At 66.2% G+C, this 25,601-nt stretch carries 18 protein-coding genes and 3 pseudogenes; 9 read left to right on the forward strand and 12 right to left on the reverse strand.

The features are described 5' to 3' along the window. The 3 genes and pseudogenes from AC1DDG_RS16710 to AC1DDG_RS16720 all read left to right on the forward strand — a co-directional run. Positions 1-360 (forward strand): HNH endonuclease signature motif containing protein (locus AC1DDG_RS16710; protein ID WP_476876914.1); only part of this gene is annotated, 360 nt, incomplete at its 5' end. 39 nt (positions 361-399) lie between these two features. Next, positions 400-878: pseudogene (locus tag AC1DDG_RS16715) on the forward strand (M24 family metallopeptidase); the annotation flags it as partial. Between the two features lie 379 nt (positions 879-1,257). After that, complete coding sequence (locus AC1DDG_RS16720) at positions 1,258-3,621, forward strand: SulP family inorganic anion transporter (RefSeq protein ID WP_476876915.1); 2,364 nt, start codon at positions 1,258-1,260, stop codon at positions 3,619-3,621. Between the two features lie 25 nt (positions 3,622-3,646). On the opposite strand, the pseudogene AC1DDG_RS16725 reads toward AC1DDG_RS16720, so the two are convergent. The 3 genes and pseudogenes from AC1DDG_RS16725 to AC1DDG_RS16735 all read right to left on the reverse strand — a co-directional run. Beyond that, positions 3,647-3,946 (reverse strand): annotated as a pseudogene (locus AC1DDG_RS16725) (dihydrodipicolinate synthase family protein); the annotation flags it as partial. After that, positions 3,943-4,958: pseudogene (locus AC1DDG_RS16730) on the reverse strand (NAD-dependent epimerase/dehydratase family protein). The pseudogenes AC1DDG_RS16730 and AC1DDG_RS16725, both read right to left, overlap by 4 nt. Positions 4,959-4,986: 28 nt before the next feature. Further along, positions 4,987-6,501, reverse strand: coding sequence for a Gfo/Idh/MocA family protein (locus AC1DDG_RS16735; protein WP_476876916.1), 1,515 nt, complete (start codon positions 6,499-6,501; stop codon positions 4,987-4,989). Between the two features lie 185 nt (positions 6,502-6,686). Here AC1DDG_RS16735 and AC1DDG_RS16740 point away from each other — a divergent pair, with 185 nt between their 5' ends. Then, positions 6,687-7,700: a LacI family DNA-binding transcriptional regulator gene (locus tag AC1DDG_RS16740; protein WP_476876917.1), complete on the forward strand. Its 1,014-nt coding sequence runs from the start codon at positions 6,687-6,689 to the stop codon at positions 7,698-7,700. 20 nt (positions 7,701-7,720) lie between these two features. On the opposite strand, the gene AC1DDG_RS16745 is transcribed toward AC1DDG_RS16740, so the two are convergent. Next, positions 7,721-8,311 (reverse strand): TetR/AcrR family transcriptional regulator, encoded by a 591-nt coding sequence (locus AC1DDG_RS16745; RefSeq protein WP_476876918.1) that lies wholly within the window; start codon positions 8,309-8,311, stop codon positions 7,721-7,723. Between the two features lie 121 nt (positions 8,312-8,432). Here AC1DDG_RS16745 and AC1DDG_RS16750 point away from each other — a divergent pair, with 121 nt between their 5' ends. Both AC1DDG_RS16750 and AC1DDG_RS16755 read left to right on the forward strand, forming a co-directional pair. Then, the gene (locus AC1DDG_RS16750; protein ID WP_476876919.1) at positions 8,433-9,713 is read left to right on the forward strand and encodes an MFS transporter; all 1,281 of its coding nucleotides are present in this window, start codon (positions 8,433-8,435) and stop codon (positions 9,711-9,713) included. After that, complete coding sequence (locus tag AC1DDG_RS16755) at positions 9,714-12,254, forward strand: beta-glucosidase (RefSeq protein ID WP_476876920.1); 2,541 nt, start codon at positions 9,714-9,716, stop codon at positions 12,252-12,254. Positions 12,255-12,378: 124 nt separating this feature from the next. Here AC1DDG_RS16755 and AC1DDG_RS16760 read toward each other — a convergent pair whose 3' ends face one another. Beyond that, positions 12,379-13,074: a FadR/GntR family transcriptional regulator gene (locus AC1DDG_RS16760; protein ID WP_476876921.1), complete on the reverse strand. Its 696-nt coding sequence runs from the start codon at positions 13,072-13,074 to the stop codon at positions 12,379-12,381. A gap of 80 nt (positions 13,075-13,154) precedes the next feature. Between AC1DDG_RS16760 and AC1DDG_RS16765 the strand changes: the two genes are divergently transcribed. Beyond that, positions 13,155-14,486 (forward strand): alpha-hydroxy acid oxidase, encoded by a 1,332-nt coding sequence (locus AC1DDG_RS16765; RefSeq protein WP_476876922.1) that lies wholly within the window; start codon positions 13,155-13,157, stop codon positions 14,484-14,486. Positions 14,487-14,506: 20 nt separating this feature from the next. Here the strand turns inward: AC1DDG_RS16765 and AC1DDG_RS16770 are convergent, their stop codons facing one another. Both AC1DDG_RS16770 and AC1DDG_RS16775 read right to left on the reverse strand, forming a co-directional pair. Continuing rightward, on the reverse strand, positions 14,507-15,160 hold the full coding sequence (locus AC1DDG_RS16770) for an ArsR/SmtB family transcription factor (protein WP_476876923.1): 654 nt from the start codon (positions 15,158-15,160) through the stop codon (positions 14,507-14,509). A 76-nt stretch (positions 15,161-15,236) separates the two neighbouring features. Then, complete coding sequence (locus AC1DDG_RS16775; RefSeq protein WP_476876924.1) at positions 15,237-16,448, reverse strand: acetoin utilization protein AcuC; 1,212 nt, start codon at positions 16,446-16,448, stop codon at positions 15,237-15,239. Positions 16,449-16,568: 120 nt separating this feature from the next. Here AC1DDG_RS16775 and AC1DDG_RS16780 point away from each other — a divergent pair, with 120 nt between their 5' ends. Both AC1DDG_RS16780 and AC1DDG_RS16785 read left to right on the forward strand, forming a co-directional pair. Continuing rightward, on the forward strand, positions 16,569-18,002 hold the full coding sequence (locus AC1DDG_RS16780) for a TrkH family potassium uptake protein (RefSeq protein ID WP_476876925.1): 1,434 nt from the start codon (positions 16,569-16,571) through the stop codon (positions 18,000-18,002). Continuing rightward, positions 17,995-18,681, forward strand: coding sequence for a potassium channel family protein (locus AC1DDG_RS16785; protein ID WP_230121008.1), 687 nt, complete (start codon positions 17,995-17,997; stop codon positions 18,679-18,681). The genes AC1DDG_RS16780 and AC1DDG_RS16785 overlap by 8 nt, the downstream gene beginning before the upstream one ends. A 179-nt stretch (positions 18,682-18,860) precedes the next feature. Here AC1DDG_RS16785 and proC read toward each other — a convergent pair whose 3' ends face one another. The 5 genes from proC to AC1DDG_RS16810 form a co-directional block, all read right to left on the reverse strand. Beyond that, positions 18,861-19,694, reverse strand: coding sequence for a pyrroline-5-carboxylate reductase (proC, locus tag AC1DDG_RS16790; RefSeq protein WP_230121007.1), 834 nt, complete (start codon positions 19,692-19,694; stop codon positions 18,861-18,863). Between the two features lie 498 nt (positions 19,695-20,192). Next, positions 20,193-21,185, reverse strand: a complete 993-nt coding sequence (locus AC1DDG_RS16795) for a Ppx/GppA phosphatase family protein (protein ID WP_476876926.1) — start codon at positions 21,183-21,185, stop codon at positions 20,193-20,195. 80 nt (positions 21,186-21,265) lie between these two features. After that, positions 21,266-21,715 (reverse strand): SseB family protein, encoded by a 450-nt coding sequence (locus AC1DDG_RS16800; protein ID WP_230120997.1) that lies wholly within the window; start codon positions 21,713-21,715, stop codon positions 21,266-21,268. 183 nt (positions 21,716-21,898) lie between these two features. Next, on the reverse strand, positions 21,899-24,637 hold the full coding sequence (topA, locus tag AC1DDG_RS16805; RefSeq protein WP_476876927.1) for a type I DNA topoisomerase: 2,739 nt from the start codon (positions 24,635-24,637) through the stop codon (positions 21,899-21,901). 126 nt (positions 24,638-24,763) lie between these two features. Further along, the gene (locus AC1DDG_RS16810; protein WP_476876928.1) at positions 24,764-25,459 is read right to left on the reverse strand and encodes an ArsR/SmtB family transcription factor; all 696 of its coding nucleotides are present in this window, start codon (positions 25,457-25,459) and stop codon (positions 24,764-24,766) included. Between the last annotated feature and the right edge of the window lie 142 nt (positions 25,460-25,601).

A 25,601-nucleotide genomic window follows, 5' to 3' on the forward strand; every position in this document is an offset into this window, starting at 1 on the left:
TGCGACGCCGACATCATCCCCATCCTCCTCGGCAGCCAAGGCCGCATCCTGGACATCGGCCGCACCACCCGGATCTTCCCACCCCACCTCCGCAAAGCCCTCACCGCCCGCGACCAAGGCTGCGCCTTCCCCACCTGCACCATCCCCGCCCCCTGGTGCGAAGCCCACCACACCACCTACTGGTCACACGGCGGACCCACCAACACCGACAACGGCGTCCTCCTCTGCACCCACCACCACCACCTCATCCACAAAGAACAATGGCAAATCCACATCACCACCGGCATCCCCTGGTTCATCCCCCCACCCCACATCGACCCCACCCAAAAACCCCGACGCAACCACCACCACCGAACATAAAACGCTGCCCACCCGGCACCCAGCCCAAAGCTTCGCCGCTTACCGATTGGCCGCAGGGCAATGCTGGTGGCCTGCGCCAGGCGTGATGGCCTCGTGGCCAATGCGACCCGCTGGGTCCGCTTCGATGCGTCCAGCCCCGAGGAACGGGACGCTGAGGCCAGAATCGCTGCAGTCGACGCGGACGTCTTCGCTACCACGGTGCCAGGGGGCCCGGCTGGCCGGCATATTCACGGAAATCCAGTCCGCTTACGTGCGCCACGGCTTCGGTCCGGAGCAGTGGGAACTGCATCACCAAGGCGGTCCGGCAGGGTATGCCGGGCGCGATCCGGGTCACGGGAGGCGCAGAGGATGCCGTGGTGGTCAACCGGCCCTTCACTTGGAACCCGTCCGGTCCGGGCGTGAAAATCGAGGACACCATCCAGCTGACCGGCAACGGGCTCAATGTCCTGACTGCACAACCGCGCTGGCCGTCCGCTCCGGCTGACGGCATCGAAAGACCGCTGACGCTGCAGTTGTGAAGCTCATTTTGCGGCTGCGAAGCCAGGCACGGGCAGAATTTTTTTGCGGCAGGGAACCGTCAGATGAGCTGAATTACTAACTTGACTTGATTTTGTTCCTGAATTCCGAGGCGAAGCCCCACCATCCCCATGCGCCTACTCCTCATCTGCCGTCCACCCCGGAACCACGGCAGGAAGCCATCGGGCAAGCGATGAAGGCGCCTTCACCGAACCCGAGGTGGCGGCGCCTCTCATCACGTCAAAAGGAGCCGTTCACACTTTATTAAGCCCCGGTTTACGGGTTCACTCGGGTGTTTCTTCTCACGATGGAGACCCTTGCGGCCCTCACAGCGGCATCAATAGCGTGGACAAGGACCCGCCAAACGAGCCAAGGACTGAAATGCCCTCAACAGCCGCCACGGATCCAATCCCCCTACACACCGGAAGCCGAATTCCCCTACGAACCGTCCTCACATCCGGACTCCGCTGGGACTTGCCAGCGTCCCTGGTGGTGTTCCTCGTCGCGGTTCCGCTGTCGCTTGGCATCGCCGCGGCCTCCGGCGCCCCGGTTATGGCCGGCCTGATCGCTGCAGCCATCGGAGGCATCGTGGCCGGCACCCTCGGCGGATCGCCCCTGCAGGTCAGCGGCCCGGCCGCAGGACTCACCGTCATCGTCGCCGGTCTCATCGACCAGTTCGGCTGGCCAGCCACCTGCGCCATCACCGCGGCCGCCGGAGTTCTTCAGGCCCTGCTCGGCTTTGCACGGGTTGGCCGCGTGGCACTGGCCATCGCCCCCGTCGTCGTCCACGCCATGCTGGCCGGAATCGGCATCATCATCGTCCTGCAGCAGGCGCATGTCATGCTCGGCGCCGAGGCCGGCGAATCAGCATGGCAGAACGTCAAGGCCCTTCCGTCCACCATCGCCTCGCTGGACCACCAGGCCGCTGTCCTCGGCGTCACCGTCATCCTCCTTGTGCTCGGCTGGAAGCACATGCCGGCCGCCGTGCGCCGGGTCCCCGCGCCACTGGTGGCAGTGGTCGCCGCCACGGCGCTGTCACTGCCTTTCAAGTCCGACGTCGACCGGATCACCTTTGACGGGTCGCTGCTGGACGCAGTGTCGTTGCCTCAGCTGCCGGGCGGACACTGGGGGGCCGTTGCGGTCGGCGTCATTACTATCGCCCTGGTAGCAAGTGTGGAGTCGCTGCTCTCCGCCGTCGCCGTGGACAGGATGCACCACGGCGCCCGGACGGATTTCAACCGTGAACTCCTCGGCCAGGGAGCCGCGAACGTAACGTCCGGAATGCTGGGCGGCCTGCCCGTCACTGGTGTGATCGTGCGCAGCGCGACAAACCTTGAAGCAGGGGCACGGACCCGCAAGTCGGCCGTCCTTCACGGCATCTGGGTCCTCGTCTTCTCGCTCCTTCTTGCGGGGGTTATCGAACTGGTTCCGGTGGCCGTCCTCGCTGGCCTGCTCATCATTATCGGCATGCGGCTGGTGAAGGTGGCTGACTTCAAGACCGCCCGCATGACCGGCGACCTGGCGGTGTATGCCGTCACGCTTCTCACTGTGGTGTTCGTCAACCTCCTCGCAGGCGTGCTCACCGGGCTCGCCCTGGCCGTGGCGCTCGTCCTGTGGCGCGTGGTCCGGGCCAGCATCCACGCGGAACCCTTGGGCGAGAGGGACGAACGGCGCTGGCGGGTGATCATTGACGGCTCCTGCAGCTTCCTCTCCCTTCCCCGCCTGAGCCATGTGCTGGCTTCAGTCCCGTCGGAGTCGCACGTGACCGTGGAGCTTGAGGTGGACTTCCTTGATCACCCGGTCCACGACACCCTGGAGGCCTGGCGCCGGCGGCACGTCAGCAACGGCGGCACCGTGAAGATCGAGGAAAGCGGTACAGCCACACTGCACGATGCCCAGGCCGGCCCTCCGGCGCGTGGCAGCTCGCGTTCCGCCCTCCGCGGCGGCTTTGCCCCGTGGCGCAGCTGGCAGCAGCATGAACGGCCGGCCCACGCGGGCGCGGCGGCCGAGGCTCCAGCTCCGCTGCGTCCGGTACTCGAGGGCGTGGACAACTACCACCGGCGCCACGCGCACCTGCTCCGTCCCCACGTGCAGGAACTGTCCACAGCCCAGAACCCCGACACCTTGTTCCTGACCTGCGCAGATTCCCGGCTGGTGCCGAACCTGATCACGAGCAGCGGCCCCGGCGACCTGTTCACCGTCCGGAACGTCGGCAACGTGGTGGGAAACGACCGGCTCGATCCCTCGGTTGAAGCAGCTCTGGACTTCGCGCTCAACGAACTTTCCGTCAGGTCCGTGGTCATCTGCGGGCACTCAGGCTGCGGTGCCATGACGGCCCTGCTGGCTGAGCCCGCCGCGGGTTGGGACACGAAGGCCGGTGACGGTCGGGAAGAGGCCGGGCGCAGCCCCGTCGACGCCTGGCTCGATCACGCCCGGCCCAGCCTGGCCGCATTCCGCGCCGGCCATCCGGTACAGGCTGCCGCGGCAAACGCGGGATATGGAGAGGTGGACCAACTGGCAATGGTCAACGTGGCCGTCCAGCTTGAGCAACTGCAGCGCCATGCCGACGTGCAGGCGGCACTCCGGTCCGGCGAGCTGCACCTCACAGGGCTGTTCTACGACATTGCCACAGCCCAGGTTCTGCAGGTCACCCCGGCCGGTATCAGCCATTTGGATCCGCTGCCGCGGAGTGACGACGGCGGTCAGCTCACCGGGTCTGCTGCGGCGCCCGCGTTGAGTAACTAAGCGTTGACTACCTGAAGCTGAAGCCAAGTCCGTCGGCGCCGGCCACTTCGGCAGCCCGGGTTGCCGAAGTGGCGTGCCCCAGCGGTCCGCCCGCTCCGGCAACGACCGGCACCCGGCCGGCAACGACCTCGACGGCGGCTGCCACCACAGTGCCCACTTCGTCGACGCCCAGCGCGTGGAACTCGCCCGTGCCGCAGGCGGCGAATACTCCACCGGGTCCGAACGGCAGCCGGGAGCTGATGTGTTCCTTCAGGACGGCCACGTCCACGGTGCCGTCGGGGGCGAACGGGGTGACGGGGAAGAAAAGTACGCCGTCGAACTTCACGGTGTCTCCTTGAGTCCTGTCCCTGCCGTGGCCATGGCCGTGGGGGCCTCATCGTTGAGTCGTGGTGGGGCTGGGTTTCCTAGTGCTGGGTTTCCTAGTCCTGGGTTTCCTAGTGCTGGATTTCTCAGTTCCGTCCGCCAGCTCCGTGTGGGCTCCCAGCCGAGCAGTTCCCGGGCTTTTGCGATGGAAAAAGCAGGGCGCGTGCCGGTCAGGGCTGCTGCCAGTCCGGCACTGCCGGGGAGGAAACGCGGGATGAGTTCCGCCAGGGGCTCGGTGGCGAGGGCGTCTGCCGCGCCCACAAAGAACGTCTGGCCGTTGGGGATGGAGTCCATTTTTTGCAGGAGCAGGCCCAGGAAATCGGCCACGTCGCGGGCATCGACGTAGTTGAACAGAGCGGGTGCGGCGAGAACGGGGTCGGCCAGCCGCTCGGCCAGTGTATGGCCCTGCTGGGTTGGCGCGCCCTCCCACTCCTCGGGCGAGATCACGAAACAGGGACGGAACGCGGCGTACCGGATCCTTCCGCCCTGCGCCGCGCAAACATCTGCACCGTCTGTTCGGCGATTAGCTTGGACAGAGCGTAGGCGTTCCAGGGTTTGGGTGTTGTGTCCTCGTCCAGCGGGAAGGCATCCGGCAGCCAGCCGGCAGGTGAACCGTAACCAAGCACGGTCGGGCTGCTCGCGGTGACGATTTTCGGGACCCCCGCTTCCGTGGCGGCGCTGAGAACGGCGTAGGCGAGCCGTGTGTTGGTGCCGAAGATGACGTCCTCTGGCGCGCTGAAAGGTATGGCAATCGCCGCGAGGTGGATGACGGCGTCGGGCGCTGAGTCCCGCACCAGGCGCAGGGCCTCCCCCGGCGCCAGAAGGTCAGCGGTAAGCTGAACGGCGCCGGCGGGCAGCCGGTCTGCGGGCACGGCGTCCCGGTCAACTGAGATGACATCGTGGCCGGCCCCGGCAAGGCCTTCAACAACGCTGCGTCCCAAACGGCCTGCGCCGCCGGTAACTAAAATCCTCATCGATTTTCCTAACTTGTGGTCCGCCGGCTCAGCGGCCGCGGCGGAGGTCTGCGCCGAGGTTGAGCTCGTCAATGCGGACGGGGACGGACGTGGCCAGGGATTCATTTCCGGCAATGCCCACGGATACTGAGCGGAGTCCGTCCCGGTAACCGGAGGGACGGCCCAGCGGATCCGCGCCAGGACCGTTGAAAAGGTCCGAGAGGAGCAGGATGTCGCCCCCGCCGTGGCCGCCCTCGCCGTTGATGATCGGCACCTCGTAGGCAGCTTCCCAGTGGCGCTGTACCACCAGTCGCTCACCATTGCGGCGGACAGCGTCGTCCTCCTCGACCGGTGTGGCGCTTGGGTCCACCGCGGTCTTCTTGTCGTTGCTGTGCAGCACGGCGGACCGCTCCACCACCTCCAGCTCGGCCCGGCCTTCAGTGCCGTTGATGGCCACCCGGTACCCTTCCCAGGGGCTGTGGGCGTTGAGCGAATAGCTCAACGTTGGCCCGCCGTCGTAATCCACCACGACAGCGAGGTTGTCCTCGATGGTGATTCCGGCGGTAAAGACGTCCTGGTCACGGCGGTAGCCGTCATAGCGCTCATTCTGGTAGTAGAGCTCCCGCAGCTTTTCGTCCTCGCGAAGGTCCAGGAGGAAGGGGTCGGCGCCGGCCTCGCGGCCCGTGGCGGCGCCTCCCGTGGCGGCGCCTCCCGTGGCGGCGCCTCCCGTGGCGGGGATGCCGGCGTCGGGATTGCCTGCTGTGGGACTTGGGGTGCCGCGTTCCGGCCGGACGCCCAGGCCCCGCTCGCCTGCATTCTTGTCGCCGTAGAACTTCAGGCCGCCCGAAGCGAAGACGCGCACAGGGACATCGTCGATCCACCAGTTCACGAGGTCGAAGTGGTGCGAGGCTTTGTGGATGAGGAGCCCGCCGGAGTTGGCCTTCTCGCGGTGCCAGCGGCGGAAGTAGTCCGCGCCATGGACCGTGTCCAGCATCCACGAAAAGTCCACCGAAGTGACCTTGCCGAGCACTCCGCTCTGAATGACTTCTTTGAGGGCGCTGTTCCGGGGCGAGTAGCGGTAGTTGAACGTCACCACCACGTTGCGTCCGGTCTTCGACACAGCCGCGGTGATGCGCCGGCAGCCTTCGGCGTCGATGGTCAGCGGCTTCTCCACCACGACGTCGGCTCCCGCCTCCAGCACGGTGACGATGAAGTCGGCGTGCGTGTGGTCGGGCGTGGTGATGATGACACGCGCAATGTCGTGATCAGCGATGAACTCAGAGAGCCTGGACGGTTCAAAGGTGGCCAGGGGTTTCGGCTTTCCGCCAACCAGCTCGCTGGCCAGGTCCTGGAAATACTGCACCCGGCCGGGATTGACGTCGCTGAGGGCCACGAGTTCGGCCACGTCGGCGTGCTGGCCCAGAATGGCGCGGACATACATTTCCGAGCGGGATCCGGTGCCGACGAGGGCGAAACGGGTGCGCGCCGGGCGCTCACCACCCGCTGCAGTGCCGGAGGTCTCAGCCAGCGCGGGCGTTTCACCGGCGGTATCGACGTTGACCATGGATTGGCCCTTTCGAAAGGCAGAGGTGCCAACCGGTTGACTGGCTGGCCTGGGATGGGAAGAATCGAATGAGAAAGCGTTTTCTCATTGCGTTATATGCTTTGTATCAAGTGATCAGCAGGTGCGTCAACCAAATATCCGCAGCTCCGGCGGGATCTGATGTTGCCAGCCAGGGAAGGGGCCACATGGGCCGGAGATCAACCACTCGCCGGATCGGCATAGCCGACGTCGCGTTGAAGGCGGGGGTGTCGCACGCGACGGTTTCGCGTGTCATGAACGGCAACTTCACGGTGGACCCTGCCATCGCCACCCGGGTCCGGGAGGCGGCCGCCGAGCTGAACTACCAGCCAAACCCGGTGGGCCGCAGCCTCGCACTGGGAAAGACCGACACCATCGGCATCGTGGTGCCGGACCTGGCCAACCCCACATTCCAGGCCATCCTCCGCGGACTCAGCATGGCCGCTGCCCAGGATGGTTACCGCGTGCTGATCGCCGATTCCTCCGAAGTCTCCAGCGAGGAGGCCATCCTGGCCGGAGAGGCTCGACGGCGGTGCGACGGTCTGGTGCTTTGCGCACCGCGCATGGGGGATGCCGAACTCGTGGAGCTGGCGCCGTCGCTGCAACCAATGGTGCTGATCAACCGCACCACCACCGAAAGCAGGGTCCCCAGCCTCATGGTGGATTATGGCCAGGGAATCCAGGAGCTGGCCGAGCACCTCGTGGAACTAGGCCACACCCGGATTGTCTTCCTCTCAGGCCCGTCACGCAGCGCCTCCAACGCGTTGCGCGTGCAAGGGCTCGAGAAATTCCAGGCCGGGCACCCCGGCATCGAACTCCAGATGATTGACGGCGGTTCAAATTTCGAGGCCGGGCACGGTGCAGTGGATGCCGTGCTGGCCAGCGGCGGCACCAGCGTGCTGGCATTCAACGACCTTGTGGCAATGGGCCTGCTCAGCGGACTGCACGAGCGCGGCGTCCGGGTGCCCGAGGATATCTCAGTGACAGGCTTTGACGACATCCAGTTCGCCAGGTACACCACCCCGCCCCTGACCACGGCGGCGGTGCCCATCACGGAGCTCGGCGCTCAGGCCTGGCAGCGCCTGCGTGCGCTGATCCGAAACGAAAGCTCCCAGGATGCCGTGAATATCTTCCGGCCGCAGGTGGAGGTCCGCGGCAGTACGGGACCGGCCAAAAACTAAAAAAACTCGGTCGGGGCGAACTAGGACGCCTGCGGGGCGAGCAGGACGCCGATGAGTTCCCCCAGCCCCTGCGCCATGTCCACATTCTTGTCATACAGCCACTGCAGCTGCAGCCCGTCGAAGGCCGCAATGACCAGGCGCGCCAGGGACTCGGCCGCAACGTCCGACCGGACCTCCCCGGACTGCTGCTTGTGCCCGATATCCGCCGCGAGCTCCTCGACCAACCGGGCGTACCTGTCTTGGAAATAGCCATGGGAAGCATGCCCTGGATCATTTGCCGTAGCTGATGCCACGGCATACAGCGTGGTCAGCCCAGGGGCCTCGCGGTTCCGTGCCGCGACGGGCACCAGCGCCGCCAAGCCGATTTCCCCGGTGCTGCCCAGCTCCCGGCTGCGGCGGTCGCGCTCGGCGAGTACCGCAGTCAGGAGTTCCTGCTTGCCGGTGAAGTAGTGGAACAGGGTGGCCTCCTTGACGCCCACCAGCTCCGCCACCCGCTTGAGGGCCGTGCCTTCAAAGCCTTCGGTGGCAAACACGTCGGTGGCCGTCTGGACGATCTGCTCACGGCGTTCCGCGCCTTTTGCATACGGCCCGCGGGGCTTCGTTTTAGACATCCCGCCAGTTTATTTCACGTCCGGCCATGTCACCTTAGGCAAAACCTAGTCAGACTTGGTTTTTACTTGTACGCTATTTCTCGAAGACCCAACGGAGGGTCACTTTTCGTCAGGAGGCAACGTGGCCGTCACGACCATTACCCAAGATTCCGCGGCTCTGGCCGCCCCGTCCCCATCACCCCGCCCTTCAGTCACCAAAGCACCGCGCGCCTACGTCATCGGCATGCCGATCGCCAGCGCGGGCCTGTGGATGGCGCTGCTCGCGCCTGCCATCGTGGTGCTCGCCATCAAGGTTTCCGAGATCACCACGCCGGACACCCGGGCTGGCGCACTGAGCCTCGTGGCCGGCGTCGGAGCCGTTGTGGCACTGCTGGCCAATCCGCTCATCGGCCGGCTGAGCGACCGCACGACGTCCAGGTTCGGCATGCGCAAGCCGTGGATCATCGGCGGTTCACTTGTCGGCCTGGGTGCGCTGTTCCTCCTGGGTGTGGCCGCGGACGTGTCCGGGGTGCTGGTGGCCTGGATCGTGGCGCAGCTCGGTTTCAACGCGGCGCTGGCCGCGCTCGTGGCCACACTTCCTGACCAGGCCGCACCCCAGGAGCGTGGCCGGCTGTCCGGCCTGATCGGAATGACCCTGTCCATCGGACTCGTGTCCGGTGCCTACTTCGCGCAATTGTTCGACAACGCCTTCCAGATGGCCATCGTCCCGGGCATCGTGGGCACGGCAGTGGCGATCGGATTCGCCTTCACCTTCAAGGACCGCGTCCTCACCGAGAAGCCCGCGCCACTGAACCTGAAGGAAGTGTTGGGATCCTTCCACTTCAACCCCCGCATCCATCCCGGCCTCGGCTGGGCCTGGCTCACCAAGTTCATGGTCTACGTGGGCTACTGCGCCGCACTGCTCTACCTTCCCTATTTCTTTGCCGACCAGCTCCACGTTGCAGAGGAGAGCATCGCCAGCCTGGTGTTTCAGGCAACCCTCGTCAGCTCGGCGGGCACCGTGGTCACGAGCCTTGCCGGAGGGTGGATCAGCGACAGGATCGGCAAGCGCAAGGCCCTCGTCATCGCCTCCGCCCTCATCATGATGGCGGGCCTCATCATCATCGCCACGAGTTCCAGCACAGACCAGGTCATGGTGGGACAGGCAATCGTCGGCCTGGGCCTCGGTTGCTTCGGTGCCGTCGACGTCGCCCTGATCGCCGACCTGCTTCCCGGCACACAGACTGAGAACGCCAAGACCTTCGGCGTCTTCAACATCGCCCAGGCACTCCCCCAGTCCCTTGTTCCGGCTGTCGCCTTCCCCGTCATCGCGCTCGGCGGCTACACAGCCCTGTTCCTCGGCGGTGCCGTCGTCGGAATCATCGGCGCCGTCCTCGTAACCCGCATCAAAGGAGTCAAGTAAATGAACCCCACACTCTCGACGCAGAAGCCCGGCGCATCCGACGAGTCTGCAGCCAGCCCCGCAGACGCGCCGCTGGATGCACCCTTGGACCCGTCCGCCGAGGCCCGCCTGCGCGAGCTCGCCGCAAGCCTGAGCCTGGAGCAGCAGGTCAGGCTCCTCACCGGCGCGGACGTCTGGTCCACGCACGCCCTGCCGGAAATCGGCCTCGAGCGCATCGTGCTCTCCGACGGCCCCGCCGGTGTCCGCGGCGAAGACTTCGACGAGCGGCACGATTCCGTCTCGCTGCCGTCGTCGTCCGCCCTTTCCGCAACCTGGAGCGTGGACATGGCCCGCCGCTACGGCCAGGTGCTGGGCCAGGAGGCGCGTCGCAAGGGCGTCCACGCCGTGCTCGGCCCCACCATTAACCTGCACCGCTCACCGCTGGGCGGCCGGCACTTCGAGTGCATGAGCGAGGACCCCCGCCTAACTGCCACCATGGCCGCCGGCTACGTGTCCGGGGTGCAGTCCATGGGCGTCGGCGCCACCCCGAAGCACTACCTGGCCAACGAGGCCGAAACTGAACGCTTCACGTCGGACTCCGTAGTGGACGAGCGCCCCCTCCGCGAGCTGTACCTTGCCGCCTTCGAGGACGCCATCACCGAGGCCCGCGCCTGGCTGGTCATGAGCTCCTACAACTCCATCAACGGCACCACCGCAAGCGAGAACAAGCTCCTCGAAACACCGCTCTCCACCGAGTGGGGCTTTGACGGCGTCGTGGTCTCCGACTGGACCGGCGTCCGGTCCGTGGCTGCTGCGAACGCGCACCAGGACCTCGAGATGCCCGGACCGGTGGGCCACTGGGGCGCAAGACTGATTGCCGCCGTCCACGACGGCAGCGTCAGCCGGGAGGCGATCCTGGAAAAGGCCACGCGGATCCTGCGCCTGGCCGCCCGTGTCGGTTCGCTTGCGGGCTTCGAGCCCGCCGTCACGGAGTTCCCCCGAGCACTCGACGGCGCCCAGGTGGCCCGCGAGGTGGCCGTCCGCGGCGCCGTGCTGGTCCGCAATGAAGGCGGCCTCCTCCCCCTCGACGCTTCGTCGTTGACCAGCGTGGCAGTGATCGGCCACAACGCCGAAGAGGCCCGAACGCAGGGCGGCGGCAGCGCCACGGTCATGCCCAGGTACAACGTCTCACCGCTGGAAGGCCTCCGAAAGGCATTGCCGGGCGATGTTGCCGTCACCTTTGCACGCGGCGCCAAGGTTGCCGAGGGACTCCAGCCATTTGCCCGGAGGTCCCTTCACAATCCGGTCAGCGGCGTCCCGGGGATGCGCGTGACCTTCCTTGACGCCGACAGCAGGGAGATCTCCGGCGAGGACCGGCTGGCCTCGCACCTCATCTGGTTCGGCGTCGGCATTCCGGACGGCACGGCCTTCGTCCGGATGCAGACCGAATGGACTGCTGAAACTGCCGGCACCCATCACGTGGGGGTGGGCACGGTAGGCCGCATCCGGCTGTCGGTCGACGGCGCGGACGTGTTCAGCGGAGAACTGGAGGACGACACCGATGTCCTCGGAGCCGCCCTCTTCGATCCGCCCCAGACAGTTCATGCCATCGAGACCACGGCGGGCCAGCGCACGGCCCTCGAGGCTCTCTACGAGTTGCCGCAGCAGCAGGAGATCCCGCTCATCGCCATCCTGCTCGGCGAGGAAACCGTCGTCGATGATCCCCAGGCGGAGATCCGGGCCGCAGTCGAAGACGCCCGCACGTCGGACGTCGCCGTGGTGGTTGTGGGCACCAACGCGGCCATCGAGTCCGAGGGATTCGACCGCAAGGACCTGGACCTGCCGGGTCACCAGAACGAGCTCGTCGAAGCTGTGGCCGCCGTCAATCCACGCACCGTTGTGGTGGTCAATTCCGGTTCTCCCGTGCTGATGCCGTGGATCGACAAGGTCGGCGCTGTGCTGCTCGGCTGGTTCGGCGGCCAGGAGTTTGGCTCCGCGGTGGCGGACATCCTGCTCGGCAAGGAGGAACCAGGCGGCCGCCTGCCCACCACCTGGCCCGCCGCGCTTGAGGACGTGCCGGTTCTCAGCACCACACCCGTGGACGGCAAGGTGGTGTACTCCGAGGGCATTCACGTCGGATACCGCGCCTGGCTCAAGCAGGAAGCCGCCGGCGGTGCCGCGCCCCTGCTGCCGTTCGGCTTCGGCCTGGGCTACACCGCGTTCGAGCTTGGCCGTGCGCACGCGCCGCAGTCCGTTTCCGCCGGCCAGGACGTGGTGGTCAACGTTCCGGTCCGCAACACCGGAGCCCGGACGGGCCGCGAAGTGGTGCAGGTCTACATTGCCCGTGCGGACTCCGCAGTGGAGCGCCCGGTCCGCTGGCTTGCAGGCTATGCCGGGACGCATCTCGCCGCCGGCGGCACAGGCAGCGTCGAGGTCCGGATCCCCGCCAGGGCGTTCGGCCATTACGACGGCGGATGGCAGTTTGAGCGCGGGGCGTTCCGGCTGCTGGTGGGCCGGCACGCGGCCGACGACTTCCAGGAACTGGAGATCGAGGTCCGCTAGCCAGCCTTTCCCTGCCATGACAATTGGCGGCAGTGTCCGTCGTGAACACTGCCGCCAACTGTCTTCTGGGCGAGATGTCTTCTGGGCGAACTTTCGTCTGGCGAGCTGCCTTATGGGCGAACTGTCAGCCGTGGCCGCGCCCAAGACCGGATTCTTTGTAGTACCCCTCGATGTGGGCGGCAACCAGCTCTGCTGCGCGGCCGCCGTCGCCGTTCCTGATGGCTTCCAGAATCTCCCTGTGCTCCGAGCGCAGCCGGGCAGCGGTTGCATCCCAGTCGGGAAGGTTCGCCGTCAGCTTCGCGGCGTAGCCCTGGATGGCTTCGCGCAGGGACCCCATCATGGCGCTGACCACGGCGTTTCCTGCGGCGTCGGCGAGCGCAATGTGGAAGCGGACATCGAGGGCCAGGAATTCGTCCACTCCCGGCCCGGCGGCGTCCATGTCATCGAGCAGTTCTGAAGCGTGAAGGAGCTCCGGAGCATCAGGCTTCGCCCGGGCCGCAGCCCAGGACTCAAGCAGCACGCGGGTCTCCACAACGTCCGACACCGGCAGGTGCTGGGTGGCCACGTGCAGCCGCAGGGCCGAGCCAAGCGCCGCAGTCGGGTCGGAAATCACCACCGTCCCGGCCTCGGGTCCCGAGCCGACGCCGGCGCGCACCACGCCCATGGCCTCCAGGATGCGGATGGCTTCCCGGACCGAGGTCCGGGAAACGCCGAGCTGCTCGGCCAGGCTGCGCTCCGCGGGGAGGCGCCCGCCCACGGCGAGCTGCCCGCCCGAGAGCTGGTCCTCGATCCACTGCATGACAAGTTGGTGCGTGCGCATGCGCCCATCCTAGTTGATGTGGTTGGACCACATGGACTAGAGTGTGGTCCAACCACATGATTCCGCACTCGGAGGCAGCAATGACGCAGACAGTTGAACCGACCAATCCGGAGGCACCCACCACGCCGAAGGAAACGGCGCCAGCGGGCACGGAGCTCAGTACTCCTAAGGCTCCCCGCATACCCGATGCCCTCAAGCGCCGGGTGCCCAAGTATTCGGACCTTGCCCCGCTGATGCAGTTCAAGAAGCCCGAGTTCAGCAAGGCGGCACGGCTCAACAGGGCAAGCACCATCTGGGAACTCCGCGATATCGCAAAACGCCGCACGCCCAAGGCCCCCTTCGACTACACCGACGGCGCGGCTGAAGCCGAAATCACCCTGCGCCGCGCCCGCGAGGCTTTCCTGGACATCGAGTTCCGCCCGGGCATCCTCCGGAATGTTTCCAGCATCGACCTGGGCACCGACATTTTGGGCAAGCCCTCACGGCTCCCGGTCGGCATCGCCCCCACCGGCTTCACCCGGATGATGCAGTCTGAAGGCGAATACGCCGGCTCGCAGGCAGCCGAAGCCGCCGGCATCCCCTACACGCTGTCCACCATGGGCACCGCGTCCATTGAGGACGTTGCCGAGGCGGCGCCCAACGGGCGCAACTGGTTCCAGCTGTACCTGTGGACGGACCGGGACCGCTCCCTTGAGCTGATCGAGCGGGCTGCCAGGGCTGGCAACGATACCCTCATGGTCACCGTGGACACCGCCGTCGCCGGCGCCCGGCTCCGTGACGTCCGCAACGGCATGACCATCCCGCCGGCACTGACACTGAAGACCGTGCTGGATGCCTCCTACCGCCCGGCCTGGTGGTTCAACTTCCTCACCCACGAGCCGCTGACGTTCGCCTCGCTCTCCCGCTACACGGGCACGGTGGCTGACCTGATCAACTCGATGTTCGACCCCACCCTGACCTTCGAGGACCTCGACTGGCTCCGCGAGACGTGGAAGGGCAAGCTCGTGGTCAAGGGCATCCAGACCGTGGAAGACGCGCGCAAGGTAGTGGACCACGGCGCCGACGGCGTGATCCTTTCGAACCACGGCGGGCGCCAGCTGGACCGGGCGCCCATACCGTTCCACCTGCTCCCGGACGTCAAGGAAGCCTTCACCAAGGACAACAGTGACGCCGCGATCATTCTCGACACCGGGATCATGAGCGGCGCGGACATCATTGCAGCTCTGGCCCTCGGCGCGGACTTCACTTTGATTGGCCGCGCCTACCTGTACGGGCTCATGGCGGGCGGCCGGGCCGGCGTGGACCGCGCCCTCCAGATCCTGGAAAAGGACATGACCCGGACGATGGCCCTGCTCGGCGTCAGCAAGCTCTCAGAACTTACCCCGGACCACGTGCGGATCCTCGGCAAGTAAGCCGCCGGCCAGCCCTTGGGCTATTTCTTGCGGCCGAACTTCGGCAGGTTGGCCAGGAGGTCGGCCGCCTTCTTCGCACCGCGGCCCACGGTGCGTCCGATCTGCTGCGGAACGGTGTCGTCGTGGGCGGCGCCCCCTGGAACCACGACGGCGGGGCTCAGCTGCCCGTGGGCGGGTCGCCCGGGTGCGTCGAGGGCAGGTTCTGCAGCGGCCGCCGCTGTGCCGGCGGGACCGGCAGCGGCGGAACCGGCGGCAGCAAAGGCCTCCGGGACGTCCGTGGCCGGAGCAGCGGCCGGCGAGGCGGCGGCGCGGGAAGTTCCGGCGCTCTGGGGCCGCGCGTTCGCGCGCTGCGGTTCCTCGTCGGACCCGCCGTGGGCCGGGGTCTCGGGCGACTCGGCCGCGGCAGCCGCCGGGCCGACGTCGAAGGTTTCCAACCAGCTGGCGATCCCCGCCAGCGGTTTCGGGTTGAGCGCGTAGTAGCGTTTCTGGCCCTGCGCGCGCATGCTCACGAGGTCGGCCTCGCGCAGCACCTTGAGGTGTTTGGAGATGGTGGGCTGGCTGGCGGCGAGCTCCTCGACCAGCTCCCCCACTGCTTTGTCCCCCTCGCGGAGGGAAGCGAGAATGTCACGCCGTGTTGCCTCAGCAATGACGGCAAATACGTCGTCTGTCACCATGAGTCCAACCCTAGCGACATATACGCCGGATGGCATCTACTATTTCGCCCATCCGATGGCTCATGTCCGAGCCGTATCAGTCGAACCAGGGATCCAGGCCGTACAACGGGAACACTTCCTTGCGGGTGGCCATCACGGTGCGGTCCACGTCGTCGTTGGGATCGAACCCGACCTCCCACGACCGCCACCAGACGTCGGCGTCGTCGCCCATGAACGCGGGGGCTGCAGTGCCGTACCGCTCGTGGACGTACGTCCGCCACGCTTCCGGCACCGGCGTGCGCAAAGGCACGGGGCGGCCCGCGGCGATGCCGATCAGGTGGCTCCACGTCCGCGGCACCACCCCGGTGATGTGGTACCCGCCGCCGCCGGTGGCAATCCAGCGGTTGTCGCAGTGGCGCGCGGCGAGGTTCCCGACGGCGGTGGCCGCCTCGCGCTGGCCGTCCACGCTGACGTTGAGGTGCGTCAGCGGATCCAGGCGGTGGGAGTCGCAGCCGTGCTGGCTCACGATCACGTCCGGTTCAAAGGCCCCGACCAGCTGCGGAACCACCGCGTGGAACGCGCGAAGCCAGCCGGCGTCGCCCGTGCCGGCCGGGAGGGCAACGTTAACGGCGCTGCCCAGGGCGTTCGGGCCGCCGATCTCGTTGGCGAAGCCGGTACCTGGGAAGAGCGTCATCCCCGTTTCGTGCAGGGAGATGGTGAGGACCCGGGGATCGTCCCAGAAAATGCTTTGCGTCCCGTCCCCGTGGTGGGCGTCGACGTCGATGTATGCCACGCGCTGCACGCCGCCGTCGAGCAGTTTCCGGATGGCGAGCGCAGCGTCGTTGTAGATGCAGAAACCGCTGGCCCGGTCGCGTGACGCGTGGTGGAGCCCGCCGCCGAAGTTCACAGCGTGCACCGCTGAGCCGTCCAGGATCGAGCTGGCTGCGAGCAGGGATCCCCCGGCGAGGCGTGCGGCGGCCTCGTGCATTCCCGCGAAGGCCGGGTCATCCTCGGTGCCCAGCCCGTGGGCCTCGTCGGATGCCGTTGGATCCTCGCTGACGCGGCGGACCGCCGCAACGAACTCGGGGCTGTGGACAGTGGTCAGCTCGCCGTCATCGGCAACCTCCGGGGCCGCCAGCCTGACGTGCGCAAGGTCCAGCAGGCCCAGGCTCCGGGCCAGCCGTTCGGTGAGCTCAAGCCGCTCCGGCGCCATCGGGTGGCCCGGACCAAAGTTATACGCCGTCATGGCGGCGTCCCACACCACCGTCGTTGGCAGTACGGGGAGGCTGAGTCCGGGCAGGAAAGTCATCACTCACAGGCTACCCGAGCGGGGTTACCGCCGCGGCGCTCCGCGCCCGGCCCGGCCATATGGCGGACTTTAGTGGTTTACTACTGGAGGAAGCAGATTCAACCGAGGAAAAAGCCACACATGACGCAAAGCCAGTCGAGGTCCCAGAGCCCGGCCAACTGGCAACCCGCAGCGCCGGAGCGGGACGGCCTGTGGATCTTCACCGGTATACGCGACTTTATCGACAACATCGCCAACACCTCCCCCGCGCGCCTGGCTCTCACGGCGTTCTTCGTTGTCATCTTGCTCTTCACCGGCCTGCTGTCCCTGCCGGCGGCGTCGGCCACGGGCGAGTACACCCCGCTCCACCAGGCCCTGTTCACCGCCGTCTCGGCCGTGTGCGTGACCGGCCTGACGGTGGTTTCGACAGCCGCCCACTGGTCGTTCTTCGGGCAGCTCGTCATTCTGGTCGGCATCTTCGTAGGCGGCCTCGGCACCCTGACGCTGGCCTCGCTGCTGGCCCTGATGGTGAGCAAAAAGCTAGGCGTCCGCGGAAAGCTGATCGCCCAGGAGGCGATGAACAACGCAGGGCGCCTGGGCGAGGTGGGCACGCTGCTCCGGATCGTGATCACCACGTCCGTGGTCATCGAGGGCACGCTGGCGCTGGCCCTCGTTCCACGGTTCCTGACTCTCGGTGAACCGTTCTGGGAGTCCGTCTGGCACGGCGTCTTCTACTCGATCTCGGCCTTCAACAACGCCGGCTTCACCCCGCATTCGGACGGCGTCGTCCCCTACGAGACGGATCTCTGGATCCTTATCCCACTCATGCTTGGCGTGTTCATGGGCAGCCTGGGCTTCCCCGTGGTCATGGTCCTGCAGCAGAACGGCCTCAACTGGAAGAAATGGAACCTGCACACCAAGCTGACCATCCAGGTGTCGTTTATTCTGCTGGCGGCGGGAACGGTCCTGTGGGGCCTCATGGAGTGGGACAACGCCCGGACCATCGGGGGCATGGACATCGGGGACAAGATCACCCATGCACTGTTTGCCTCCGTCATGACACGCTCCGGGGGCTTCAACCTCGTGGACCAGAACCACATGGAGTCCACCACTAAACTGCTCACCGATGCGCTCATGTTCGCCGGGGGCGGTTCCGCCTCCACGGCGGGCGGCATCAAGGTGACCACCATTGCCGTGATGTTCCTGGCCATCGTGGCAGAAGCCCGCGGTGACGCGGACGTCAAGGTTTACGGCCGGACCATCCCCCAGGGAACCATGCGTGTGGCCATCTCCGTCATCGTCGCAGGCGCTACCCTGGTTTCCGTCTCCGCCTTCCTGCTGCTGCACATCAGCGGGGCGTCACTGGACCGGGTGCTGTTCGAGACCATTTCCGCCTTCGCCACCGTGGGCCTCAGCACGAACCTCAGCGCCGAACTCCCGCCGTCGGGCGTCTACGTGCTCTCCGCCCTGATGTTCGCCGGCCGCGTCGGCACCGTCACGCTTGCCGCTGCCCTGGCCCTGCGCCAGCGCAGCCAGTTGTACCACTACCCGGAAGAGAGGCCGATCATTGGCTAATTCGTCAGGGGCCGTCAACCGGCCCGCCCACAATGCTCCCGTTCTGGTGATCGGGCTGGGCCGCTTCGGCTCCTCCACTGCCGAGCAGCTGGTCAAGCAGGGCCGCGAGGTGCTGGCGATCGAGCGCGACCGGTCCCTGGTGCAGAAGTGGGCGCCGGTCCTCACCCATGTGGTGGAGGCAGATGCGACCAACATTGACGCGCTCCGCCAGCTCGGCGCGCAGGAGTTCAGCTCTGCTGTCGTTGGCGTGGGCACATCCATTGAATCCTCGGTGCTGATCACCGTGAACCTCGTGGACCTGGGCATCGAGCACTTGTGGGTCAAGGCCATTACGCCGTCGCACGGCAAGATCCTCACCCGGATCGGCGCCAACCACGTCATCTACCCCGAGGCCGACGCCGGGGTCCGTGCCGCGCACCTCGTGTCAGGCCGCATGCTGGACTTCATTGAGTTCGATGACGACTTCGCGATCGTCAAGATGTACCCGCCGCGCGAAACCGTGGGCTTCACCCTGGACGAATCCAAAGTCCGTTCCAAGTATGGCGTGACCATCGTGGGCGTGAAATCTCCCGGCGAGGACTTCACCTACGCGCGCCCGGAGACCAAAGTGTCTTCCCGCGACATGCTGATCGTGTCAGGGCATGTGGACCTGCTGGAGCGCTTCGCCGCACGGCCGTAGCCCCTGGCAGGACGCACCGGACCGGTCACTGGACGCGCCACAGCAGGACGCACCTGACCCCGGCAGAGCCACTTCCCAAATGCACAAACCCGGGCACCGTGGTGCCCGGGTTTGTGCATTTCTGCTGCCGCGGTGCGTGGCCGCGGGTGTGTGCTGCCGGCTTAGCCGAGCTGCTTGGCCTAGCCGAGCTGCTTGGTCATCTCGGCGGCCCGGTCCGCCGCGGCTCGGGCCCCGGCCGCGATGATGGCCGGCATGCCCTTTTCATCGAAGGTGGCGATGGCGCGTTCGGTGGTGCCGTTGGGGCTGGTCACGGCCTTGCGCAGTGCGGACGGCTCGGCGCCGGGTTCTGCCAGCATGAGTCCCGCGCCCGCCACGGTCTCGCGGGCCAGCAGCAGCGAAAGTTCCTCGTCAAGGCCGAGCTCGACGCCGGCAGCCGCCATGGCCTCCGCGAGGTAGAAGGCGTATGCAGGGCCTGAGCCACTGATGGCCGAGAGGGCATCCACCTGCTCCTCAGGAATTTCGACGACGGTGCCCACCGCGGAGAGGATGTCCTTCGCCTTCTGGAGCTGCTCGGGCGTGCAGTGGGTACCGGCCGACACCGAGACCACACCGCGACCCAGCCTGGCAGGAGTGTTGGGCATGGTCCGGATCACGGGCTGGCCCTGCGGCAGGGCGGCTTCAAGCTGGGCGATCGAGACAGCCGCAGCCACGCTGATGACAATGGTGTCGGGGGAAAGCGAATCGCTGATTTCGCGGGCAAGCTCTGTGATGCCCACAGGCTTCACGCCGAGGAGCACCACTGCGGAGCCCTTCGCCGCCTGTTTGTTGTTGTCAGGCTCCTCTGCACCGGCGATGGCGGTAATGCCGTGGTGGCGTTCCGCCAGTTCGGCGGCCCGCTCTGCGCGCCGGACGGTGGCCACCACGTCCATGGGATCGGTGCCGCCGTGTAGGAGGCCGCCCATGATGGCCTCGTTCATTGATCCACAGCCAAGGAATGCGATTCGGTTGCTCATGGCTCCATCATTGCAGTTCACCGTCGCGGATGCAGGCCGGCAGGATTCACAGCGAGCTCCCATGTTGACTGAAGCCTGCACACATCATTGAGTCATAACTTTGGAAGTACCTCATTGAGGGTGCGAGTGATAAGGCAAGCATGGGGATGTTTGCCTGGCACCGACGGTCTGCAGCGGTTTACCCATTTTCCTGCAGCGGGCCGCCGGTGCCTTCGCTTTTAAGCCGGCGCTTGAGGGTGGCGCGGATTCCCAGCTCCCTTTCAGGTAAATCCCCCTCAACGCACATTCTCGTTCGCTAATGTCGTAAGTGCCTCACAAGGTGCGAGTGATGGAGCCGGTCCTTCGGGATCGGCGCGGCGCCGGTCGGTTGCAGGAGTGTTCCCCCAGCTCCTCTTGCAAAACCGTCCGGCGCTTCACCTTTTAAGGGGCAGGGCTGCTCATGAAGGGGCCGGACAGCCCATTAGGGGCAGGCAGCTCAGCCCTGCCGTGTAAAGCTGTTCAGCCGGCAGCCAGCGGCTCCGACTGCTGCGTCCCGACATGCGGAGCAGGCTCCAGCGGGCCGTCAAAGACCAGCTGGTCCAGGCGGCGCAGGATGAGGCCTTCCCGCAGGGCCCACGGGCAGATCTTGATCTTCTTGAATTCGAACAGCTCAAGAGCAGCTTCAGCCACCAGCACGCCCGCGAGGAGCTGGTTGGCGCGCGCCTCCGAGACACCCGGAAGGTGCAGCCTGTCCTCGCTCTTCATGGCCGAGATCCGCTGAGCCCACAGTCCGAGGTCGGTGGCGTGCAGCTCGCGCTTGACATACGGACCGGCCCCGCTGGGTGCCGCCCCTGCGATCCTGGCCAGCGAACGGAACGTCTTGGATGTCCCGGCCACGACATTGGCCCTCCCGATCGCGTCGAAGCTCTTGGCCGCGGGCTTGAGGGTTGCCCGGATGTAGCGCCGGAGGTCCTTGACACTCCTGGCTGAGGGCGGATCCTCGTGCAGCCAGTCCCGGGTGAGGCGGCTGGCGCCGAGAGGCACGGACGTGGCAAGCTCCGGGAGCTCATCCTCGCCGGATGCCATCTCGAAGGAGCCCCCGCCGATGTCCAGGTTCAGGATGGTGCCCGCCCCCCAGCCGTACCAGCGGCGGACGGCGAAGAACGTCATGGATGCTTCCTCGCTGCCTGTCAGTTCCTGCAGCGTCACAGTGGTCTCGTGCTTCACCCGGGCCAGCACTGCCGGCCCGTTGGTGGCTTCCCGGATGGCCGAGGTACAGAATGCCAGCAGGTCGTCGGCCTTATGCCTCGCGGCAAACTCCCACGCCTCAAGGACGAACTCGGTCAGCTCGTGCTGCCCGGCGTCGGTGATGTTGCCGTCGCCGTCGAGATACTGCACGAGGGACAGCGGCCGTTTGTGGGAAGCGAAGGGCACGGGGCGCGCGCCGGGGTGCGCGTCCACGAGCAGGAGGTGGACAGTGTTGGACCCGATATCAAGGACGCCTAGCCGCATCCTGCCATTATTCCCCGAGGAGCAGCGGAGGCTGCAATCGGTTCAGGCACATTTCTGGCCTGCACAGACGTAGAAGGGAGCTATTCGCCTTCGAGGCCGGCGGGGTTGGTATCCGCCTCATCGGCGCGCTTGAAGTCGCGCTTGATGTTGGCGATGCCCTCGGGGTTGATTTCGAACCCATAGGCAGCCCCAGGGTTGATGACCATGCCCAGCTCGTCGCCGATGTTCGCGATGATGGCCGCACCCTGGGTCCCGAGCACGTTCGGGGCCGCCTCGAGGTACTCCGGGTCGACGCGGCTGGGGTGTGAGAACACGGCCAGGACCGGCTGGCCCTCGGCGTTGCCCAGCACCAGCGGCTCAACCTGGGAATCTTCGCCTTCGAGGGCGTCGGAGCTGATGATGTAGACCTCGTTGTTGAGGAACGACAGGATGACGTCCACAGGGTTGGCGTCCTGCCGATCCCCCTGGGCCAGCTTCTCCTCGAGGTCGTTCAGAGGCGTGGTGTCTGCGGTACCGGTCTGTTCAGTCATGTATCTACTCGATCACGTTGCGGAGCCGGGTGCAATTCCGGCCCGCCTGCGCTCCACCCGCCCGGCCCACCGCCGGTCGAGCGCGCCGAGACCCAGGTTTCGCTCCCCACCCGCACCCTAACCTCGCAAGCTCGGTCAGGGAACCCTGCGGTCGTGCCCCCAAGCTCAACCGGCGGCCAGGGGTTACTTCTTCGCTGTCGCCTTCTTGGCCGGAGCCTTGCGTGTGGTGGTGGTCCGCTTGACCGGGCCCTTGGCCCGCTTTTCGGCCAAAAGCTCGACGGCGCGTTCCCGAGTGAGTTCCTCCAGTGAGGTGCTTCGGGGCACGGTGATGTTGGTGACGCCGTCAGTGATGTACGGGCCGAAACGGCCTTCCTTCACCACGATGTTCTTCTCCGAGACCGGGTCCGGGCCGAACTCCGCCAGCGGCGGCACGGCCGCGCGTGCGCCGCGCTGCTTCGGCTGCGAGTAGATCTCCAGAGCCTGTTCCAGTGTGATGGTGAAGATTTCCTCTTCAGAGCCGATGGACCGTGAGTCCGTTCCCTTCTTCAGGTACGGGCCGAAGCGGCCGTTCTGTACGGTGATCGGGTTTCCTTCGGCATCCTGGCCCAGGACCCGCGGAAGGCTCATGAGCTGGAGCGCCTCATCGAGGGTGATGGTGTCAACGGTCATGGACGCGAACAGCGAACCGGTACGCGGCTTGGCCTTCACGGGCTTCTTCGGCGGTTTGGGCTTGCCGTTCTTGTAGTACTCCACCGGCTGGTTGGCCAACTGCTCCTCCGTCATCTCCGGAATGACCTCGGTGACGTAGGCGCCGTAGCGGCCGTTCTTGGCCACAACGGTGTGTCCCGTGTGGGGGTCGGCGCCGAGGACCCGCTCCTCGGGAGCAGCGGTCTCCATCAGCTCAATGGCCTTGGCAGCGGTGAGCTCGTCCGGGGCCAGGTCTTCGGGGACGTTGGCACGGGCGGACTCGACGACTTCGCCGGTCTTGGGGTCAACCGTGGGCACGGAGCTTTCGAGGTAAGGCCCGAACTTGCCGACGCGCAGCGTGATGCCCTCGGCGATGGGCACCGAGTTGATTTCACGGGCGTCAATTTCGCCAAGGTTGTTCACGATGCTCAACAGGCCGGGGTCGGCGTCTTCACCGTAGTAGAAGTGCTTGAGCCAGGCTGCGCCGACGGCCTGGCCGTTGGCGATCTTGTCCAGGTCGCCTTCCATGTCCGCCGTGAACTCATAGTCCACGTAGTCGTGGAAGTGCTGTTCAAGCAAACGGATCACCGAGAACGCGATCCAGCTGGGAACCAGGGCAGACCCCTGCTTCCGCACGTAGCCGCGGTCCTGGATGGTGGAGATCGTGGAGGCGTAGGTGGACGGGCGCCCGATGCCCTTCTTTTCCAGCTCCGCAGTCAGCGACGCTTCGGTGAAGCGCGGCGGCGGCGAGGTTTCGTGGCCTACGGCCAGGATTTCCGACGCGGTGAGGGCATCGCCCTTGGCCACGTTCGGCAGGCGGCGTGCTTCCTCGGACTCGTCGTCTCCGCGGCTTTCGTCCTTGCCTTCCTCGTAGGCGGCGAGGAAGCCGGGGAAGGTGATGACGGTGCCGGACGCCGAGAACTCGGCGTCGCGGCCTTCGGCCGCGCCACTTACAGCCACCGCACCAAGCCGGATGGTGGCCGTGGAGCCCTTGGCGTCGCCCATCTGGGAGGCGACGGTGCGCTTCCAGATGAGCTCGTAGAGCCGGAATTCGTCGCCGGAGAGCTGCTTGGCTACCTGCGCCGGCGTGCGGAACGAGTCACCGGCGGGGCGGATGGCCTCGTGGGCTTCCTGCGCGTTGGCCGCCTTGCTGGTGTAGACGCGCGGTGACTGCGGAATGTACTCGGGGCCGTACAGCTCGGAGGCCTGGCGGCGCGCGGCCGTAACGGCTTCGTCGCTCAGCGCCGAGGAGTCGGTACGCATATAGGTGATGTAGCCGTTTTCGTACAGGCGCTGGGCGATCTGCATGGTGCTCTTGGAGGAGAATCGGAGCTTGCGCCCGGCTTCCTGCTGGAGCGTGGAGGTCGTGAACGGGGCCGCGGGACGGCGGGTGTACGGCTTCGTGTCAAGCGAGCGGACACGGAATTCGGCGTTCTGGAGCCCGGCCGCGAGCGACGTGGCGAGTTCCTCGTTGAGGTGGGCGGCATTGCGCGAGGTGAGTTCGCCGTCGTCGTTGAAGTCCCGGCCGGTGGCAACCTTGGCGCCGTCAACCGCGGCGAGCTTGGCTTTGAACGAGCCGGAGTCTGCGCCGAACTGGCCGGTCAGGTCCCAGTAGGACGCCGACTTGAAGGCCATGCGTTCACGTTCACGGTCAACCACCATGCGGGTCACCACGGACTGCACGCGCCCGGCGGACAGCCCGCGGGCCACCTTGCGCCACAGCACCGGGGAGATCTCGTAGCCGTAAAGGCGGTCCAGGATGCGGCGGGTCTCCTGGGCATCAACCAGCGCGGCGTCGACGTCGCGCAGGTTGTCCATGGCGCGGTGGATCGCTTCTTTGGTGATTTCGCCGAAGGTCATCCGGTACACCGGGACCTTGGGTTTGAGGACTTCCAGCAGGTGCCACGCGATGGCTTCGCCCTCGCGGTCCCCATCGGTTGCGAGATAGAGAGCGTCGGCGTCCTTGAGCTGGGCCTTGAGTTCGGCCACCTTTTTCTTCTTGTCCGGAGACACCACGTAGTACGGCTTGAATCCGTTTTCGACGTCGACGGCGAACTTGCCCACGGAGGTCTTCTTCAGTTCTGCCGGGAGTTCGGAAGGCTGCGGCAGGTCGCGGATGTGACCGATGGAGGCCTCTACGATGAAGCCCTCGCCCAGGTACTTGGCGATGGTCTTGCTCTTGGCCGGAGACTCCACGATCACGAGTTTCTTGCCGGTTTTGGCCTTGCTTGGCACAGTGCTCCTACAGAAAAAGGTTGCTCGGGCAGATGAGCCCATATTGGCCTAGTTCACCATATTTTGCAGAATCATGCGCTGTCATGTGGAAAACACGTGGCCGCTGTCACTGCCAAGCAAACTTAATTAACCACCGGCGGCGGCACCATCGCGGCCACTTCCCGACGGGGACCGGTCGTCCGGAATCATGGACCACATGGTGGCAATCCGCTCGGCCCCGGGCGGAACGTCGTTGGGGTCCTCAAGCTCGTAGTCGCGCAGCAGTTCAAAGACCTTTTCGGTGAGTTCACGGCGCTGTCCGGGCGTCAGGTATAAGAGGTCCGTGGCCAGCACCACCGCCATCGAAGGCTCGGCAGACTCGCCGCGGTTCCGCTGCTCGTCCCGGGTCTTGGCGTAGGCGTTGGCGCGGCGGCGGAATGCCTGCAGTTCGAGGTCGACCACGGCGAAGTCGGGGCTGGCCACCCCGCCGCCCGAGTTGATGGTGAAGTCGCTGCCGGCCGCCTTCCAGCGCCGTTCGCGCGCATCCCCCGCGGTCTCCGCCGGCACCACGATCCCCCACTTTTGCAACGCCCTCAGGTGGTAGCTCATCGCACTCGGCGTGAGGCCAGTCTGCTGCGCAAGCTCGGTGGCCGTGCGGCTGGACTGGGTGGAGTACAGCTCCGAAATGACTTCCAGCCGGGCAGCATGGGCCAACGCCCGGATTGCCTTGGGGTCGGTGATCTCCACTTTCTTTTCCGGGCGGGGCCTGCGCTTAGGATGCTTCTCCTCGGCGGGGGAAGTCGTCTTGTTGGCGGATTCCGCCGAGGGCGTGTCTGTACTCACCCTCCAAGTCTAGCCAGCCCGGTCAGGTTATGAAAGAAATGCTTGACATCACTAATCCTGAAAGAGTACTTTCACAGTTATGAAAGAAACCCTTCATAGCTCGCCGGATGTGGCTGATGTTTCTCGTGCTGAGGGTGCGCCT

The organism is Arthrobacter sp. 10L430, assembly GCF_056395245.1.

Coding starts and splice junctions, on each gene's coding strand:
- AC1DDG_RS16800 (WP_230120997.1), bottom strand. CDS start 21,715: ATGACTGAACAGACCGGTACCGCAGACACCACGCCTCTGAACGACCTC.
- proC (WP_230121007.1), bottom strand. CDS start 19,694: ATGAGCAACCGAATCGCATTCCTTGGCTGTGGATCAATGAACGAGGCC.
- AC1DDG_RS16795 (WP_476876926.1), bottom strand. CDS start 21,185: ATGCGGCTAGGCGTCCTTGATATCGGGTCCAACACTGTCCACCTCCTG.
- AC1DDG_RS16765 (WP_476876922.1), top strand. CDS start 13,155: ATGACGCAGACAGTTGAACCGACCAATCCGGAGGCACCCACCACGCCG.
- AC1DDG_RS16740 (WP_476876917.1), top strand. CDS start 6,687: ATGGGCCGGAGATCAACCACTCGCCGGATCGGCATAGCCGACGTCGCG.
- AC1DDG_RS16745 (WP_476876918.1), bottom strand. CDS start 8,311: ATGTCTAAAACGAAGCCCCGCGGGCCGTATGCAAAAGGCGCGGAACGC.
- AC1DDG_RS16760 (WP_476876921.1), bottom strand. CDS start 13,074: ATGCGCACGCACCAACTTGTCATGCAGTGGATCGAGGACCAGCTCTCG.
- AC1DDG_RS16780 (WP_476876925.1), top strand. CDS start 16,569: ATGACGCAAAGCCAGTCGAGGTCCCAGAGCCCGGCCAACTGGCAACCC.
- AC1DDG_RS16775 (WP_476876924.1), bottom strand. CDS start 16,448: ATGACTTTCCTGCCCGGACTCAGCCTCCCCGTACTGCCAACGACGGTG.
- AC1DDG_RS16755 (WP_476876920.1), top strand. CDS start 9,714: ATGAACCCCACACTCTCGACGCAGAAGCCCGGCGCATCCGACGAGTCT.
- AC1DDG_RS16720 (WP_476876915.1), top strand. CDS start 1,258: ATGCCCTCAACAGCCGCCACGGATCCAATCCCCCTACACACCGGAAGC.
- AC1DDG_RS16770 (WP_476876923.1), bottom strand. CDS start 15,160: ATGGTGACAGACGACGTATTTGCCGTCATTGCTGAGGCAACACGGCGT.
- AC1DDG_RS16735 (WP_476876916.1), bottom strand. CDS start 6,501: ATGGTCAACGTCGATACCGCCGGTGAAACGCCCGCGCTGGCTGAGACC.